The 17646-nt window shown below is 58.3% G+C and carries 13 protein-coding genes; 9 read left to right on the forward strand and 4 right to left on the reverse strand.

All coding sequences use genetic code 11. From position 1 onward, the window contains the following. Nucleotides 1-223: 223 nt before the first annotated feature. The 4 genes from AC5J09_RS00640 to AC5J09_RS00655 all read right to left on the reverse strand — a co-directional run bounded on the left by AC5J09_RS00640 (nt 224) and on the right by AC5J09_RS00655 (nt 4874). A complete protein-coding gene (locus AC5J09_RS00640) occupies nt 224-1585 on the reverse strand; it encodes an aspartate aminotransferase family protein (RefSeq protein WP_494296571.1) in 1362 nt (453 codons plus the stop codon). A gap of 21 nt (nt 1586-1606) precedes the next feature. Next, the gene (locus AC5J09_RS00645) at nt 1607-2737 is read right to left on the reverse strand and encodes a phosphotransferase enzyme family protein (protein ID WP_379939738.1); all 1131 of its coding nucleotides are present in this window, start codon (nt 2735-2737) and stop codon (nt 1607-1609) included. A gap of 148 nt (nt 2738-2885) precedes the next feature. Next, entirely contained in the window at nt 2886-3554 is a 669-nt protein-coding gene (locus tag AC5J09_RS00650; RefSeq protein ID WP_324765410.1) for a haloacid dehalogenase type II, read from the reverse strand. A 444-nt stretch (nt 3555-3998) separates the two neighbouring features. Then, nucleotides 3999-4874, reverse strand: a complete 876-nt coding sequence (locus tag AC5J09_RS00655) for a GNAT family N-acetyltransferase (RefSeq protein ID WP_324765081.1) — start codon at nt 4872-4874, stop codon at nt 3999-4001. 799 nt (nt 4875-5673) lie between these two features. On the opposite strand from AC5J09_RS00655, the gene AC5J09_RS00660 reads away from it, so the two are divergent. The 9 genes from AC5J09_RS00660 to argE all read left to right on the forward strand — a co-directional run bounded on the left by AC5J09_RS00660 (nt 5674) and on the right by argE (nt 17644). Next, nucleotides 5674-7338 (forward strand): ABC transporter ATP-binding protein, encoded by a 1665-nt coding sequence (locus AC5J09_RS00660; RefSeq protein ID WP_494296572.1) that lies wholly within the window; start codon nt 5674-5676, stop codon nt 7336-7338. A gap of 37 nt (nt 7339-7375) precedes the next feature. Further along, complete coding sequence (locus AC5J09_RS00665; protein WP_324765083.1) at nt 7376-9046, forward strand: peptide ABC transporter substrate-binding protein; 1671 nt, start codon at nt 7376-7378, stop codon at nt 9044-9046. Nucleotides 9047-9113: 67 nt separating this feature from the next. Beyond that, the gene (locus tag AC5J09_RS00670; RefSeq protein WP_324765084.1) at nt 9114-10064 is read left to right on the forward strand and encodes an ABC transporter permease; all 951 of its coding nucleotides are present in this window, start codon (nt 9114-9116) and stop codon (nt 10062-10064) included. A 30-nt stretch (nt 10065-10094) separates the two neighbouring features. Further along, nucleotides 10095-10973 (forward strand): ABC transporter permease, encoded by an 879-nt coding sequence (locus tag AC5J09_RS00675; protein WP_494296573.1) that lies wholly within the window; start codon nt 10095-10097, stop codon nt 10971-10973. A 49-nt stretch (nt 10974-11022) separates the two neighbouring features. After that, nucleotides 11023-12333 carry an NAD(P)/FAD-dependent oxidoreductase gene (locus tag AC5J09_RS00680; protein WP_494297037.1) on the forward strand — a complete coding sequence of 437 codons (1311 nt, stop codon included), beginning with the start codon at nt 11023-11025 and terminating at the stop codon, nt 12331-12333. A gap of 294 nt (nt 12334-12627) precedes the next feature. Beyond that, a complete protein-coding gene (locus tag AC5J09_RS00685) occupies nt 12628-14085 on the forward strand; it encodes an NAD-dependent succinate-semialdehyde dehydrogenase (protein WP_324765086.1) in 1458 nt (485 codons plus the stop codon). 54 nt (nt 14086-14139) lie between these two features. Beyond that, nucleotides 14140-15135, forward strand: coding sequence for an ornithine cyclodeaminase family protein (locus AC5J09_RS00690; protein ID WP_494296574.1), 996 nt, complete (start codon nt 14140-14142; stop codon nt 15133-15135). 147 nt (nt 15136-15282) lie between these two features. Then, nucleotides 15283-16257 carry a threonine/serine dehydratase family protein gene (locus tag AC5J09_RS00695; protein WP_494296575.1) on the forward strand — a complete coding sequence of 325 codons (975 nt, stop codon included), beginning with the start codon at nt 15283-15285 and terminating at the stop codon, nt 16255-16257. A 262-nt stretch (nt 16258-16519) separates the two neighbouring features. Further along, the gene (argE, locus tag AC5J09_RS00700) at nt 16520-17644 is read left to right on the forward strand and encodes an acetylornithine deacetylase (protein ID WP_494296576.1); all 1125 of its coding nucleotides are present in this window, start codon (nt 16520-16522) and stop codon (nt 17642-17644) included. The last annotated feature ends 2 nt before the right edge of the window (nt 17645-17646 follow it).

Here is a 17646-nt window from a genome sequence, read left to right on the forward strand (position 1 = left end):
CCGGCGCCGCTGCGGGCTCAAGAGAAGTCGCGCACGCCCGCGCGATTTGGATGACGGAAGCGGCAGAGGCGCGATCTTGGCGCCTCTGCCTTCCGTTCTGCGTGTCTTTATTCAGCCGCTCCGATCTTGGCGGACTTGAGCTGCAGTTCACGACGCGAGCATGCCCAGGTTTCGCAGCCTGGTTTGGCCTCGACTTGCGGCTTACGATTTTGGTGTGACGCTGTCAGGTGGCTCCGCACAAGCCGTCGGGCTTCGTGTACCCGGCGACCTTGATGAGTGCGCGTTTCATAGCTGCTAGGAAGAGGTCTACGTGCTCGGTTTTGCAAACGAGTGGAGGGCGCACCTTGAGCGCATCCTCATTGGCTCCTGTCGTGCTGATAAGCACGCCATCATCCCGCATTGCATTCACCACGTCCAAAGCCATTGCACGCCGGCGCGGGGCCGGCATGCCTTCGGACCCGATGTCTACGCCAAAGAAGAGACCGGCATTGCGGATTGCACGAACGCCCGTATGCTGCTTTGCCATCTCCGTCAGCCCGGCTCGAAGCCGCTGGCTCATGGCAAGCGCATTTTCAGGGATTTGGTCACGTTGCAGGATCGTCAGCACGGCGTCCGCCGTCGCTATTCCAACAGTGTTTCCGGCAAAGGTGTTCGAGTAGCGAGCGGTTGCACCAAAGCGCTCCATTGGGGCTTTGCGACCAACGACCGCGCCAATTGGAAACCCGTTACCCATTGGCTTGCCGAGGGTTACAAGATCCGGAACGATCCCGTGCCGCTCGAAGCCCCACATATGAGCGCCAGTTCGCCCGAAGCCCGGCTGAACTTCGTCGGCGATGACGAGGCCGCCTGCGTCCCGTGCCGCTGCAGCTCCGCCGGCAACGAAGCCGGGAGGATCCACCCATACGCCGTCGCTGGAAAAAATACTGTCGATAAGCAGGGCCGCAACGCCTATGCCACGACGGTTCAGATCCGAAATGGCGGAACGGATCTGTGCCTCGAAAAAGTCCGCAGCCTGGGATTCTGGCACGCCCGCTGGACCGGGAAGCGGTACCATGCGCACGAATGGGCTGAGCTTGACGGCATCGCCCAAGTTTGGCGAAACCGCGGCGACGGCCGCGCTTGTGCCGTGATAGGCATAAGAGGAAACGATCACGCCTTCGCCGCCGCTCACAAGTCGTGCGATACGCAGGGCCAGATCGTTGGATTCACTCCCCGTGCAAGTAAAGACCACCCGGTCTAGCTCCTCGGGGAAGGTATCAACCAACCGCTCGGCATAGTTGACAAGTCTTGGTTCTAGATAACGCGTATTAGCGCTTATTCGGGCCGCTTGCTCGGCCATTGCCGCGTTTACTTCCGGGTGGCAATGGCCGAGGGAAGGAACGTTATTGTAGAAGTCAAGATAGGCTCGCCCGTCGGGATCGTAGAGCCACATGCCTTCGCCGCGAACGAAGTGCACGGGCCGTCGGTACTGCAGTCGATAAGATGCTCCCAGAACTGCATCACGACGGGCAATCAGCTCGGCCTCGCGCGCTGGGAGATCAGACTCGCCGGGTCTGTAGCGATTGGGCATAAGGTCTGTGGACATGTGTTCCTGCCTGTCTAAGAGTTACGGCGATGGCTGTGACGCTGCCGCGAGGACTGCGGCCTCACCTGATGCAGTGGAAAGAGGCGCCAGAATAGTTAGCCCGCGCTCGGCACGAGCCACATTCTTTTTGATGTATTGCGCGTCTGCCGGAAAGAGGTGGGAGCGCCAGTAATTGACCAGTATCAGTGCGCTTTGTCGTGCGCGCATGAGTCCGATCAGCAGTCTTGCTTCCAAGGCGGAAAGTGGGACGACCGAGGCATAGCCCGAAATGAGATGTTCGGCTCCGCCCAAAGGAAGCGCCGGATCTGTCACGAGGTGACTCGCCGCGATAGCCAGGTCCTGTATCCTCGGGCTCCAGCAGCCATCGCCGAAATCGATGAAACCCAAGCCGTGGGGGGTAACAATTGTGTTGAACGGGCTAGGATCGTTGTGCGCGACCTGCCACTCCAGGTTCGAGATCTGCGGCTCGACGAACCTCATGTACTCCGCCATTGCGGTCCGAACGCTTTCGGCAACGCTTCCAGAAGGTAGGTGTTCCTCCAGTTCCATCAATCGCGGCCAGCACCCTACATGCCAGAGAATGGGGCGGTGGGCTGCGGGTATATTGACTTGCGCAAGGGCTAGGTCCATCTGGCCGAGGGCGTTTCCAGTTCGAAAGAGGAGATCAGGAGTCGGCGTCTCCTGGTGCAGAGACACGCCCTCGATTCGGGTCTGCAGGTAACCACTTAGACCCTCTTCCTCAAACATCAATGCGCCCCCACTGGTAGGGATCACTGTGGGTGCAGCAAATCCCACGCTTCCTTGCAGTGCAGCCAAAGCGGCACTTTGGAAACGGAAGCTGTCGACCGCCTCTTGTCGTGCCGACGTCTTCAGGATCAATTGGCGGCCGTCGGACAGGGAGACCTCTACAGTGCGCTCGACCTCGGAGGATAAGACCGCGGTCGATCCTTCCAGTCCGTAGTGCCGCTTGAGCAGTGTCGCCGAAATGTCCGGTTCTGACTCGTCTGGCGGCGAGGACAGAATGGCGGTTGCGGCACGAAAATAGGCTTCTGTCGACGCTGCAGCATGCGGCAGGTGACGGGAGGCCGGAGCCGCAGAGCTGTTGCGCCGGCCTAGTTCCTGATCAGCAGCAAGTCCACTAAGATCGCCCAATTTGAAGATCCTCGTCCGTTCATGGTGCTTTTCGGGCTGCGTAGTTGGAAACCCTGATCTAATCTGACTAGCTCAGAGCAGGCACTCCAGCATAGCTCAGTGGCCCGCGCGCGTTTTCGTCCCTGAACCGCTGTTGCCTTATCTCAAGTCAGAGCCCGAAAACGCCGGGCAGCTGCGAAATATCGCGGATCTCGGTGTATTCATAATAGGGGTTGGCCGGCTCATGGCCGCGGTTGACCCACACCTTGCTTTTGATACCCAGGTCATAGGCGGACATGAGGTCGTGACGGAAAGACGACGAAACGTGCGTGATGTCTTCCGGTCCGCATCCCAACATGTCGAACATATATTCGAACGCCTTGAGGTGGGGTTTGTAAGCTCCCGCTTCTTCTGCGGTGTAGACGGCATGGAACGGCGCGCCTAGCTTTGCCACATTCGACGGGATCTGGGCCACCATGGAGTTTGTGAGAATGACCAGCGGGATTTCCTTGGCTAATTTGGCTAGGCCCTCGGGCACATCCGGATGCGGTCCCCAGGTCGGTACGCGGTTGTAGATGATTTCGGCGTCTTCGGGCCTGAATGCAACCTTGTTGCGGCGGCACGTGCGCTCCAACGCGTTGTGAACAACGTCGGCATAGGGCTTCCAGTCCTGCAATACCTCATCGATGCGGTACGCTTGGAAGTTCCTGATGAATTCGTCCATGCTCGGCCCATCCAGAAGATGACCGAACAGATCACGAGCGGCTTCCGCCATTTGAAAGTTGATTAGCGTACCATGGCAGTCGAATGTTACGTATTTCGGCCTGAAGCGATCCATATCCTTGGCTCCTGTGAACTCTACGGCATGGACGAAGCATAGTTGCAGTTGTTTGGAAGAATGTGCCGGAATGCTTCGTCTTTCAGCAGAAGTCTCTTCGGTTGCAGCAAATCCCGCACAACCTTTTGCTGGCGCCGCGTCTCGCACTTGGTCGTGTCCTGAGTTCAGCTGTTGCTCCACCGAAGGCAGCCGTTCGCGTGCGCTGGTTTTGGCAGCGTTGTGTTGGAAGCCGAATAGAGCATTGCGGTCTGCCTCTCATGGCAGTTGGCGAGACGGGGTTGGCGGGAATACCTAAGTGGCTTCGAAAGCCGCCATTTCGAGCGTCGGCAGGCCGAGGCGGGGGGCGACGCAAGAGCTGACAAGCCGAGGCTGCTCTGAAAAGGCTTCCTGTGTGTATGAGCCGACCAAAGCTATCGAGCCCGTCATCAGGGGACGGGCTGCGGTTCACCCGAGTGCGTGACCAGCTAAGCCATAAACCCAAGGCTCGCCGGCCTTGCGGTTCAAAAGGAGTCGGCCCCGCGACATAGTCGTTACTCGTTCGGCCACTCGAAAGTCACTCGCGCGAAGAAAGTTGACCAATGGTCCTGTTTCCCGCGTGTCGACACGCGCGAACTGCCCTTTCAGGTTCCGTAGATGGACGGCAATAAGCTGAAGCGCGTCATCGTCATTGCTTGCAACCACGGGGCCGATCACATGGCCGCGGCCGAACTCCCGGCATATAGAATAGCCAACGATCTTCCCATCCCGGCAGAGGGATTGGATGGTGGAAATCGGGGCTAGTGCCGAGATCAGCTCCTCTCGCTTCCAACCGAAGGCCTGGGTATCAAGTTCGATGATCTGCGGGAGTGCATCAATCCCCGCCTCGATCAAATCACCGTTCGGGGCGGGCAAGTTGGGTAGGGAGGAAGCAACCGTTCCTTGGTGCATCCATACCGTCGCCTCGTTTGCAAAACCCAGCGAGACATACAGGTTGTGTGCCGCGCGAGTTGAATTGAGATACAGATTTCTGCCGCGGCATTCTTCGAATACCTGCTCCATGAGCCACCGCGCATTACCCTGAGCCTGCGAGCGCGGAGTGGTGATCACCAGGCCGATCATCGCAACGTCTTGGCCATAGGGGAACCACATGGCGCTTCCGAAAACCCGGCCGATGCTGTCGACTACCGCGATGCCCCGGCCGAACTGGCGAAGCCAATCCCAGTCTTTGGGACGGTGTGGCCAACCGACGGCCACGGTTAAGGCGTGGAGCGAGCCGACATCGATCTCATTGATGTCCCGTGCCACCAATTCGAATGACTTAAGTCGAACTGACTTCGGCATTTGACTTTGAGCTCCTTCGCCGGTTCAACAAGTGCAACGACCTTGGCAACTCTGCAGCCGCCAAGGGTCGATCAGCTCATGATTGCACACTAGGCTCGGCATCTTTCACTGATTTGCCCCTGGCGTTCGAAATCTTCTCCCGAAATACGGGTGCCGGGCAGGAGGAACCCTGTGCCCCGATTTGCGTCACGTAGCATCGCACCGATGACAACGCAACTTTGCGAAACTTAGATACAGCGAAGTTCGACTGACTGCCGGTTGGCCGCGCACAGATCAGAGTAGTCCGACAGGGGAAATTGCTCTCGGGCCGGGCTGTCGGGAGAAGCAACTGTTCAAACTCAACATTGAGGTCCGTCTTGGCACGACCTGCTCTCTAACAACGGGCGCTGGTTTCTGATGACTTTGAAATAGTTCATAAATCAGCTCTGCTTGGTCTCCGAAGAGCGTCGAGAAATTCTGAAGGCGCCAACCATTTTGGAATTTCCTGCTGTTGCGGAAGCGTAATTCGGTGACTCCTTCGGCAGGAGAAGTCGATACTAGCCTCATTCGGTCATGGCATGACGTGCGATGGCAAAGGGTCTGCCAGCCGGGATCTCCTTTGCAAGACACGGCGACACCGCGAAGAAAGTAGTGACGATCAAACGGCGTCACGCCTGGAGGAGACGCAGAGCTGCCGCTGGTGCATGTATCGGTAAGAGCTCGGCAGTCTGGGTCAGTGCGTGGATAGCTACAGCATACGCCGTTCCCCGCAGGGGCGTTGCAACTGCCGCATCGTTGCGGTGAATAGGAGGATAACTCGATGATCGCCAGCATCCAGACTTTGGGCGCGGACGAGGTGGCGCTCTCTGTGCGCGGCCTGAGTATCAGCCTCCCGAAAGGGATGGAGCGGGCTTTCGCCGTAGAGAATATCTCATTCAATCTAAAGCGCGGAGAGATCTTGTGCATCATCGGCGAGTCCGGTTCGGGCAAATCGGTGACAGCCAACACGATCATGGGCCTACTACCCAAGGTGATACCGGTGGCGGCAGGCGCGATTCATCTCGAAGGCACGGCCATCGTGGGGGCTTCTCCCGAACAGCTCAGGGATCTGCGCGGTCGCGTCGTTTCCATGATCTTCCAGGACCCGCTTTCGGCCTTGAATCCGCTGATGACAGTCGGCGAGCAGGTCACCGAAGTCATGGCAGCGCACAATGTCGGAACGCCCGCGTCGCGCCGGATCCGTGCTATTGAACTGCTGACAGAGGTGGGATTGCCGGACCCGGAATTGATGTACCACCAGTACCCGTTCCGACTGTCTGGTGGGCAGCGCCAGCGGGTTATGATCGCGATGGCTCTGGCACTCGAGCCTAAGATCCTGATTGCGGACGAGCCAACGACCGCTCTGGATGTAACCACCCAAGCCCAGATCCTGAAACTGATCCGCGACATCCAGCGGCGCAAGGGCATGAGTGTGATGTTCATCACCCACGATTTTGGGGTTGTCGCAGAGATCGCCGACAGCGTGGTGGTAATGGAAAAGGGCCATATCGTAGAGCAAGGAAGTGCGGAACAGGTGCTGAAGGCACCCCGCCATCCCTATACGCAGCGCTTGGTTGCAGCTGTCCCCCACCTCAGCGGCAGGGATCGTGCACACGAGGACGCGGCCCCCGCCAAGCCAATCATGAAGGTCGAAGGTCTGGTCAAGACCTATCGAAGCAGCGGTGTGTTTTTCGGCAAGAAGCGGATCGTTACCGCCGTGAACGATGTATCGTTCGACCTGGCGCCTGGCCGCACATTGGGGATCGTCGGAGAGAGCGGCTCGGGCAAGTCCTCGCTCGGGAGGTTGCTCATCAAGCTGATGGACAGTGACGGTGGACGGATACTGTTTGACGGCCACGATATCGCCAAGCTGTCCGAAGTGGTTTTCCGCCCTTTGCGGCCGCGGATCCAGATGATCTTCCAGGATCCGTTTGCATCCTTGGATCCGCGTTCGACGATCGGGCAGATTCTGACGGTCGGCCCCGTCGCCCACGGGACGCCCTATGCCCAGGCCCGGGAGGAGGCGAGGGCGCTGCTGTCCCATGTGGGACTCGATGCAGGTGCCTTCGGTCGCTATCCGCACGAATTTTCCGGTGGGCAGCGCCAGCGCATCGGTATAGCGCGGGCATTGATGTTCAAGCCGAAGCTTCTCATCGCCGACGAGGCCGTATCTGCCCTCGATGTGTCGATCCAGGCCCAGATCCTGAAACTTCTGGACCAAATTCAGCGAGAAACCGGCGTGGCCATGATCTTCATCACCCACGATCTGCGGGTGGCAAGCCAGATTTCTGACGAGATCGCAGTAATGCAGAAGGGCCGGATCGTCGAGCGCGGCCCGCCCTCGCAGATATTCCTCAATCCGCAATCCGCCTACACGCGCGAGTTGGTCGCAGCCATTCCCGGAGAGCGTCTGAATACCGCCCCGGCTACCGCCGCTCATTCCTGAATGCCAATCCAAACATGTCCACTAGGGAGGAGACATCATGACCAAGGTTGAAACGACTAAACAGACCTATTCGCGACGCGAGACCCTGCGCATGATGGCAGCTGGGGGGCTGGCAGGGCTTGTCGCGCCAAACCTCCTGGTGTCGCCGGCCTTTGGCCAGACCGCCCCTGCAAAACCGACCGGTAGGGTCGTCGTCGGGCTTTCACAGGAACCCACTGTCTTCAATCCGCTGATGGCGCATACCGAAGTCGACGACGCCGTGCATTTCTCGGTGTTTGATGCGCTCTTTCGAATGGACCCCGAGGGCGTTCTCCAGCCCAATCTCGCGGCCGAAGTACCAAGCCAAAAAAATGGCGGTATCTCGCAGGACGGCCTGCAGTGGCGCATTCGTCTGCGCGACGACGTCCGCTGGCATGATGGTGAGCCCTTTACAGCGGAAGATGTGAAGTTCACTCTCGAACTCATCACCAACCCCAAGTTCCGAGCATGGCGTACGAGCGGCCATTCATTAGTGCGTGATATCAAGGTGGTCTCACCCACGGAGATCACCTGGCGGATGGAGTCCGTTTTCGCGCCCTACTTGTCGTTTCTCGCCGAGACCTTCATTGTTCCGAGGCACCTTCTCGAGAAGGAGGCAGATCCGAACGCCGCCGGCTTCAATCAGGCGCCTATTGGCACTGGAGCATTCAAGTGGGCGCAACGCATCGCCGGCGATCATATCGAACTCGTCGCGAACGCTGACTATTTCGGGGAAGGTCCTTATCTCGAGCGGCTCGTTTTCAAATATATTCCGGACATGACGGTGCTCTACACCCAGTTCAAGAGCGGCGACGTCGACCTTGTCGACCAAGCTTACATTACCGCCGATCATTACGCGGAAGCCAGTAACTTGCCGGATCGCGTGGTTACTCTGGAATCGGGGGCGTCAGTCGAGTCGATTTACCTCAACCTTGAAAAGCCGCAATTCAAGGATCCGGCAGTGCGACAGGCGCTCTACGCCGCTATGGACAGAAAAGCGATCATAGACGCGATCTATTATGGCGTAGGTAACCTCACCGAAACCTTCATGCCGCAGCAATCCTACTACTACAATCCGAACCTGCCGGCGCAGGAGTACAACCTGGAGCGGGCGCGTCAAATCCTCGACGAGGCAGGCTGGGTGCCGGGATCGGATGGAGTGCGCGCCAAGGACGGGGTTCGCTTGTCGTTTTCCAATGCAACAACGGCAGGTAACAATCTGCGTGAACAAGTGCAGCAATTTCTGCAGCAGACATTTGCTGAAATCGGGGTCGAGATGACCATATCAAATCTGCCAGGAGCAGTGATGTGGGGCGATTTCTGGCTCAAATCGCAGTTCGACTCCGCAATTTCCGGTGTGACCTATGTCATCGCGGCGGACCCCGACGTGACGAACCGCCTGCACACGCGCGCGATTGTCGCGAAAGGCGGAAAAGGATCAAATACCGGCCAGTACTCCAACCCGGAGGTCGACGCGCTGCTCGAAAAGGGTGTCCGTACGTTTGATCCCGAAGAGCGAAGGGCAATTTACTTCCGCGTGCAGGAAATCGTCCGGCAAGACCTGCCGTTCCTGCCGTTGTTTGCGTACACCAACGTGTTCGGCCGTAAGGGAGGACTCGAGGGCTTCAAGCCGAATGCCAACACCCGCGTCGCATCCTGGCATGCCGCCGGATGGCATTGGAAGAGCTGATCTCCGGAGCCGCCGTCACGAGTAGCGGCGGCGGCCCATTCATTGGCGATGTCATGAGGAGAGTTGAATGCGCGGCTTCCTACTTAACCGGCTTTACCAGAGCCTCATCCTACTGGTGATAGTTTCAATCATCGGATTCACCATCCTGAATCTGATACCGGGAGGCCCGTTGGCGCAGTACGGCCTCGATCCCGGAATGACCCAAGAAGATCTCGACCGCCTCAAGGAACAGCTTGGGCTGAACCGCCCTCTTTGGATGCAGTACCTGGACTGGGCCTGGCGCCTGCTGCAGGGCGATTGGGGGCACTCGTTCCGGGATGGGGCAACGGTGTTGAGCGTCATCGGCCGTCACCTTTTCGCGACCCTGTTGTTGATGGGTTCGTCCACGGTGATAGCGATCGCAATCGGCACCTGGATTGGTATCCGTGGCGCCACGCACCGCTATTCGGCGTTTGACTATCTGGCCACCGTCGGCGCCATGGTGGCACTATCGATTCCGACCTTCTGGTTCGGATTGCTGGGTATCTATGTTTTTTCGCTGCAACTGGGTTGGCTGCCTGCCGGCAACATGTACACGGTCGGCGATGGCTCCCTTCTGAACTATCTGCACCATCTGATCCTCCCGAGTATGGTACTTGCTCTGGTCCATGTGGCGATTTGGAGCCGCTATATGCGGACCGCGACGCTTGATGCCATCAGCCAGGAATTTGTGAAGACCGCCCGTGCCAAGGGGTTGAGTGAACGCAGGATCCTTATGAAGCACGTCGTCGGCAATGCCCTGCTGCCCATGATAACGCTTGCGGGCATGCAGCTTCCCAGCATCCTTACGGGGGCGCTCGTTACCGAGACCGTATTTACCTGGCCGGGAATGGGCCGGTTGTTTCTCGATAGTCTCGGATATAGCGATTATCCGGTGGTGATGGGACTACTGATGTTCTCCGCCATACTTGTCATCCTGGGCAATCTGATCGCGGACATCGCCGTGGCGATCATCGATCCCCGCATTCGGATGAGTTAAGCGCATCACGCCCAACAGGAGACACTCGTTATGACCGCTATTGCTGCAAATCCCGGGTCGGACCGTTGGTGGAACAGCCGCGCTGCACGCCGCTTCATGAGCCATCATCTCGCACTGCTGGGGATGGCGATGATCGTGGCTCTGACGCTCGCATGCGTGCTTGGACCGTACTTTCTCCCCTATGACTCCCTTTATATCGACCTGCGTGCGCGCTTCGCTGGTCCGTTCACTGGTCATCATTACCTCGGAACCGACCCTCTTGGCCGGGATATCGCGGCGCGACTGTTCATGGCCGGCCGTATCTCGCTGCTCGTCGGCTTTTCCGCAATGCTCCTGTCCACTCTGGTCGGGACCATCGTTGGCGTGATCGCGGGATATCGCGGCGGCTGGATCGGGGCGGCGCTGATGCGCACAGTGGACGGGTTCCTCGCCTTCCCTTCGATCTTCCTCGTGCTTGCGCTTGCCGCGGCACTCAAACCAAGCGCGATCATGATCACCGTTGTTATCGCCGCCAGCAGCTGGATGGAAGTGGCGCGCATCGTCGAGGCCGAGGTTCGCTCGCTCCGCGAACGGGAATTCGTTCAGGCCGGACGGATGCTGGGATTGAGCGCTAAGCATATCATGTTTCGAGAGATCCTCCCGAATGCGATTGGTCCGATCATTGTTGCATCGACCCTGACCATCGCCCGGGCCATCCTGATGGAGGCGTATATCAGCTTCCTGGGTTACGGCATCCAGCCGCCGCTTCCGAGCTGGGGCAACATGTTGAATGGGGCACAGCAGTATCTCGGGACCGCGCCTTGGCTGGCGATCATTCCGGGCGCGGCAATCACCATCGCCGTCACCAGTTTCAATTTTATCGGAGATGGTCTGCGTGACGCGCTTGATGTGCGGGGCGACCACAGCTGACAACTTTGTCCTTCCCGGCTCGGGTGAAAACAACGAAAGAGCAGAGCTCATGAAAGAATATAAGATTGCCGAAAAGGATACTCCATATTGGTGGGAGGCGGCGCCTGTAAGACCCTTGCCAAAGCAGTCGCTGGCCAAGAACCTGGATGTCTTGATCGTCGGCGCAGGTTATACCGGGCTGTCCGCGGGCCTGACTCTCGCGCGCGCAGGCAGGTCGGTAGCTGCGTTTGACGCAATGAATCCCGGCGAGGGTGCGTCTTCCCGCAATGGGGGGATCACAAGCGGAAGCATTCGTCCGGATTACGCGACAATCACTCGGCGATTTGGCGAAGAGAAGGCGATCGCGATCGAGACCGAGGGCAAGATCGCACGTGAATTCGTCTACAACCTGATCAAAACTGAAAGGCTAGACTGCGATTTCCGGCTTGTGGGTCAATTCAAAGGCGTCGTCGGATTCGAAGATTATGAGAAGACGGCCCGGAGCGCTGACGTCCTGGCGAAAAAGCTCGGCATTGAAGCATATGGTGTACCCTACCGCGAACAAGGCAAATATATCGGCACCGACTTCTATCGCGGCGGCATGGTGCGAATGGATATCGGTGGACTGCACCCGGCTAAATTCCATGCCGAATTGTTGCGCGTGGCGCTTGCTTCCGGGTTGACCGTCCATTCTGGAACTCGTGTGAGCTCTATCGAACGGGATGGTTCGGCCTTCCTGGTTTCGACCTCCGCAGGCACGGTGCGGGCTCGCCAAGTTCTCGTCTGCACGGACGGGTACACAGACGGCGCAGTGCCCTATCTGCGTCGCCGGCTGGTGCCGGTCCGAAGCCGCATCATCGTAACGGAAGAGCTTGCACCAGATGTCATGGCGCGCTTGATGCCGAAGCAGATGACGATGACGGAAGGCCGTAAGCTTGGATTCTATTACCGGCCCACGCCGGACGGAAAGCGCATTCTGCTCGGCGGCCGCGACAGCTCACGAAGGGGCGATCCGATTGAGCCCAAGCTCTATCTGCGTAACGGCCTCGTCAACCTGTTTCCGGAGCTGGAAAACGTCAAATTGTCCCACACTTGGTTTGGCAACGTTGCCATGCATCGCGACATGCTTCCCAGGATATTCGAGCGGGAAGGGGTCGTTTACGCGACTGGCTTCTGCGGTTCAGGCGTGGTCTGGGCGCCGTGGGTGGGAACGCGCGCTGCTCACAAACTTCTGGGTCACACAGAGCAGGCCCGTTCGGCTTTCGATTTTCGGCCGCCCGCGTCAATTCCTCTCTACAGTGGCAATCCTTGGTTCATGCCTGCCATCATCCAAGGTTACCGGATCCAGGATCGAATAGCATTCTATCGAGCACGCCGTTGACGCCGGCGGTGCTCTTCAGATTGTGAGTCTGCTCCCGTTAGAATGCGCTCCGAATAAACGACTGTTGAGCAGCCAACCACATCATTTTGTTTCGTCCAGGCAGCCCAGGCCGACGCATTCTGCTTTCCGTTCCTCGGTAGGATTATGTCGAACAGGACGACGGCTTCATCAAATCGTCCTCCGACCGCTGCAGCTGCCGTCCGTCCATCTCGGCGTTCGGCCGGGCTGACGGCCCTCGGGATGGAACGAAGAAGCATGGCATTAAAGTAATGACTGATCGAAGGGAGAAACAGCATGCATCAGTTGAACGATAAGGACCTATTTCGGCAAGCCGGTCTCATCGACGGCTCTTGGGTGGGAGCCACCTCTTCAAAGACGATTGATGTTATCGACCCGGCCACTCAGGCGTCCGTAGGTACCGTCCCAGATATGGGGCAGGCTGAGACACGTGCTGCGATCGACGCGGCAGCCAAGGCATTCGCGACATGGAAGAAGAAGACCCACGCCGAGCGCGCCGCCCTGCTTGAGCGCTGGCATGCGCTGATGATCGAGAACCTCGAGGATCTTGCTACGCTCCTCACGCTCGAGCAGGGCAAGCCGCTCGATGAAGCACGCGTCGAGATTCGCTATGGTGCTTCCTTCGTTAAATGGTTTGCCGAGGAAGCCCGTCGCATCGGTGGCCACACTATTCCGTCGCCTACGGCAGATCGCCGGATCGTCGTACTGAAGGAGGCGGTCGGCGTCTGCGCGATCGTCACACCTTGGAACTTCCCCAATGCTATGATCACCCGCAAGGTCGCGCCCGCCCTGGCGGCCGGATGCACCGTTGTCATCAAGCCTTCAGAATTCACGCCGCTTTCGGCACTCGCCCTCGGTGTCCTTGCCGAGCGTGCGGGCATTCCCGCCGGCGTAATCAACATCGTCACCGGCATGCCGACCGAGATCGGCAATGAAATGATGGCGAACGAAACGGTGCGGAAGATCTCCTTCACCGGCTCCACGCGGGTCGGTTCGCTCCTGATGCGCGGCGCCGCCGACAGCGTGAAGCGGTTGAGCCTCGAGCTCGGCGGAAACGCGCCCTTCATCGTCTTCAATGATGCCGATCTTGACCTCGCCGTGGAGGGCGCCATAGCCTCGAAGTTCCGCAATGGCGGCCAGACCTGCGTTTGCGCCAACCGCATTCTGGTGCAGACCGGCGTCTATGACGTCTTTGCCGAGAAGCTCGGCGCCAGGGTCAAAGCCATGAAAGTCGGCCCTGGAACCGAGGCCGGCATCGACATAGGTCCGATGATCAACACTGCGGCCATAGAGAAAATTGATCGTCACATTGAAGATGCGCTTGCAAAGGGTGCACAGATTGCGGCTCGCGGCCGCTCGTTGGTGGACGGTAAGCAATATGCAACGCCGATAGTCCTCACCGGCGCAACGACCGACATGCTGCTGGCCACCGAAGAGACCTTCGGCCCTGTTGCCCCGTTGTTCCGTTTCGAGACGGAAGAGGAGGCGATCGCGATTGCCAACGGGACACCGTTTGGCCTCGCGGCCTATTTCTACACAGAGAGCCTGAAGCGCTCCTGGCGCGTGGGCGAGGCGCTGGAATTCGGCATGATCGGCCTCAACACTGGTGCGATCTCGACCGAAGTGGCTCCCTTCGGCGGCGTTAAGCAATCTGGTCTCGGACGCGAAGGCGCTCAGGCAGGCATTGAGGAATACCTGGAGATGAAGAGCTTCCATATCGGCGGGCTGGCTTAAGTTCGCGGGCCCAACCTAACGTTTTGCCTCCGTGCCAATGATGGGAGAAAGTTCGTGAAAACCCTGCTTCTCAAGAAAGAAGAAGTCAGCAGATTGATCAGCATGAAGGACGTCATCGGTGCCGTCGAGGAGGCATACAAAGCCTTCAACAGTGATCAGGTGGAGCAACCCGATTATATAGGAATGCATCTCCCCTCGCCCGGTAGCGAAATCGATTTCAAGCTCGGCTACTACAAAGGCAATGAACTTATTTCAATGAAGACGTCTTCGGGAGGGTTCGTCGACAATCCGACTGTATTTGGCGTACCTAACGGGATGGGGACCATTCTGCTGTTCGACGCCAGAAATGGCGCGTTGATCTGCGTTATGGACGGCAGCCTGATCACGGGCTTGAGAACCGGCGCTGCGGGGGCTGTTTCCGTACAGGTGCTGGCGAGGAAAGATGCTCGCAGAATCACGTCGATCGGGACTGGAAATCAGGCCAGAATGCAGATCCGAGCGATCCGGGAGGTCATGAGTATCGAAGAGATCCATGCTTGGGACAATAGCGCGGATACGCTCTCCCGCTTCAAAATCGATATCGAAAACGAATTCGGCATTCCGGTCGTCATCGCGCGTTCCAAGAAGGATGCGGTCGAGCAGGCCGACATCCTCGTTACGACGACACGCGGGAAGGGCTCGCTCGTGGAAGCCGATTGGATAAGACCCGGAACGCATATCGTCGCCATCGGTACGGATCAACGTGGCAAACAGGAACTGGATCCAGAGATATTCAGGAGTGCCAAAGTCGTCGTGGACTCGATCGCGCAGTGCAGCGACAAGGGCGAAACATGGCATCCGCTCGACAAGCATATCATCACCAAGGACGGGATCCATGGCGAAATTGGAGAGATATTGCTCGGCAAAAGGCCAGGAAGGGAAAACGATCAAGAAGTGACGATTTTCGACTCCACAGGAATGGCCATCCAAGACAATACGACCGCGTTGAAGATCTATAGCAACGCGATAGAAAGAAGCGTCGGGACCTTCTTCGAATTCTTCGAATCCTGACCTCGGTCACGGCTTATTCTTAAAGAGCTGGAAGGTCCCAGCGGGACGATTACGTTATCTTGCGATCTGACCCGGAAGATTAATCAATCTTCGACCTAGACCATCCTGTGCCTCGAGGGAACGCAACCTACTAAGGCGAGCAGCATCATGTTAAACCATCCCACTATTCAGGACATTCAAGAAGCCCGCCAACGATTGGCGCCCCACATCAGACACACTCCGTTGCTGCGTGCAGAGAAGATCGAGCAAGTTGTTGGCTGCGAGCTTTATCTCAAACCCGAAACGCTTCAGATTACCGGAGCCTTCAAAATTCGCGGCGCTCTAAACAAGACACTTTCCCTGCCAAGGGAGGCGATGGCAAACGGCGTCATAGCCAGTTCCTCTGGCAACCATGCTCAGGGGCTCTCCTATGCGGCCCGGATGCTGGGCGTGAAAGTCATCCTGGTGCTCCCGACAACAACCCCCATGATTAAGATTGCCAATACGGAAGCACTCGGCGCGGAGGTGGTCCTCTTTGACGGCGACACCGCCGCCAGGTGGAAAAAGGTCTACGAGATCGCGGAAGAAAACAACTATGCGACCATCCACGGTTTTGAGGATCCCATTGTTATGGCCGGCCAGGGAACGATCGGGTGTGAAATTTTGGACGATCTGGAGGACGTGGACACGGTCATTGTTCCCTTGGGCGGTGGCGGGCTAATCTCGGGAATTGCGACCGCCATCAAAGAAACCAAACCGTCGGTTCGAGTCATCGGCGCTGAGCCTGCTCTGACGCCGAAATATTATCATAGTCGGATCAACAGGCAGCGCACGTCGTTGCCTCTGAAGAACACGATTGCCGATGGCCTGAGAATTAGCGTTCCAGGTCAGAACCCGTATCCAATAATTGAGAAATACGTCGATGAAATCATTCTCGTCGAAGACGAGCACATCATCGCAGGCATGCGCGCACTTGCTAAGGACGCCAAGCTGATCGCCGAACCCGCGGCTTCGATCGGCATCGGAGCACTGCTCGCGGGCTCCATAAAAATCAGGTCGGATGAAAAGGTTTGTGCGGTTCTGACCGGTGGCAATTGGGACCTGCCGGATCTTGCCGATATATACAAGACCGGCTCGGAATAACCTGTCCATGATCCCAGTTGTATCCGCACGGAGACCGAATTCGCACCGCAATGGTCGCGATTGCAGGCAGCGGAGTCGCTAGCCAAGCAGATCGCCCGCCCCGTTGGCGCGGTGTGCGCCCCGCACGAAACATCCTGCTTCGGAATACGGCGATTCGATAGATTTTGCTAATCCGGACGGAGCGTTCGGCAGGATATGGCCCCAGTTGGCGATATTGTGGAGATCAGAGCGCGGCTGGAAGCTTACGTCAAGGAGACCTGCGATGAACGTCAAGGAAATACTCGACCGGCTGGTCGGTTTTCCCTCCGTCGTCGGCACGCCGAATGACGGAATCGTTGCGTGGATCAGGGATTTTGCCGAAGGCTGCGGTGCCAGGGTGACGGTACTGCGGGGACCGGAAGGCGATCGCGCCAACCTCTTCGCAACGGTCGGCCCCAATAATGTGCCCGGCTACATTCTCTCTGGACATATGGATGTCGTTCCCGCCCTGGAGTCGAACTGGACATCCGATCCGTTCACGCTGAGGTCCGATGGCGATTTGCTCTTCGGCCGGGGGACGAGCGACATGAAGGGCTTTCTCGCTGCAGCATTGGCCGCACTCCCCGCGGTCGTGGAAATGCCGCTCGCACGCCCCCTACACTTTGCATTTTCCTATGATGAGGAAGCCGGCTGTCGGGGTGTGCCCCATCTGATCCGCCAGTTGCCTGACCTTTGCGCTAAGCCGATCGGCGCGATCATCGGCGAGCCCAGTGGCATGCGTGCGATCCGCGCCCATAAGGGAAAGGCCGCTGCAAGAGTTGAGATTCGCGGACGATCCGGTCATTCGTCGCGGCCCGATCAGGGTCTAAATGCGATCCATGCCTTCGCCTGCGTCCTGCTTGCCGCCGTTCGTACGGGAGAGGCACTCCGGAGCAGCCGATTGGACCCAAGCTTTGAGCCACCCTATTCCTCGCTCCAGGTCGGAACTGTGTCTGGCGGGCAAGCAGTGAACATCATTCCGGATTTCCTCACGGCGGAAATCGAGGCCCGGGCGATCACGGGAGCGACACCCGCCGATCTCCTCGAGCCGGTAAAGCTTGCCGCAGTCGCGCTTGCGCAGCGAGGCTTTGAAACAAAGTGGGATCTTCTGAGCTGCTACCCCGCGTTGTCGCTCGCCGCCGATGCGCCACTTGCTAGGCTGATGGAACAACTGACCGGTATCGAAACGCTTGCCGCCGTGAGCTACGGCACCGAAGCCGGGCTTTATCAGGCGGCCGGCATCGACGCGATCATCTGCGGCCCGGGCGATATCGCCCGGGCCCATCGCGCCGACGAATTCATTCGCACCGACGAACTCGTTGCGTGTCAGACAATGATCGAGCGACTCGCTGAAACACTCCGAAGCTGAGG

The organism is Sinorhizobium sp. (genome assembly GCF_059070375.1).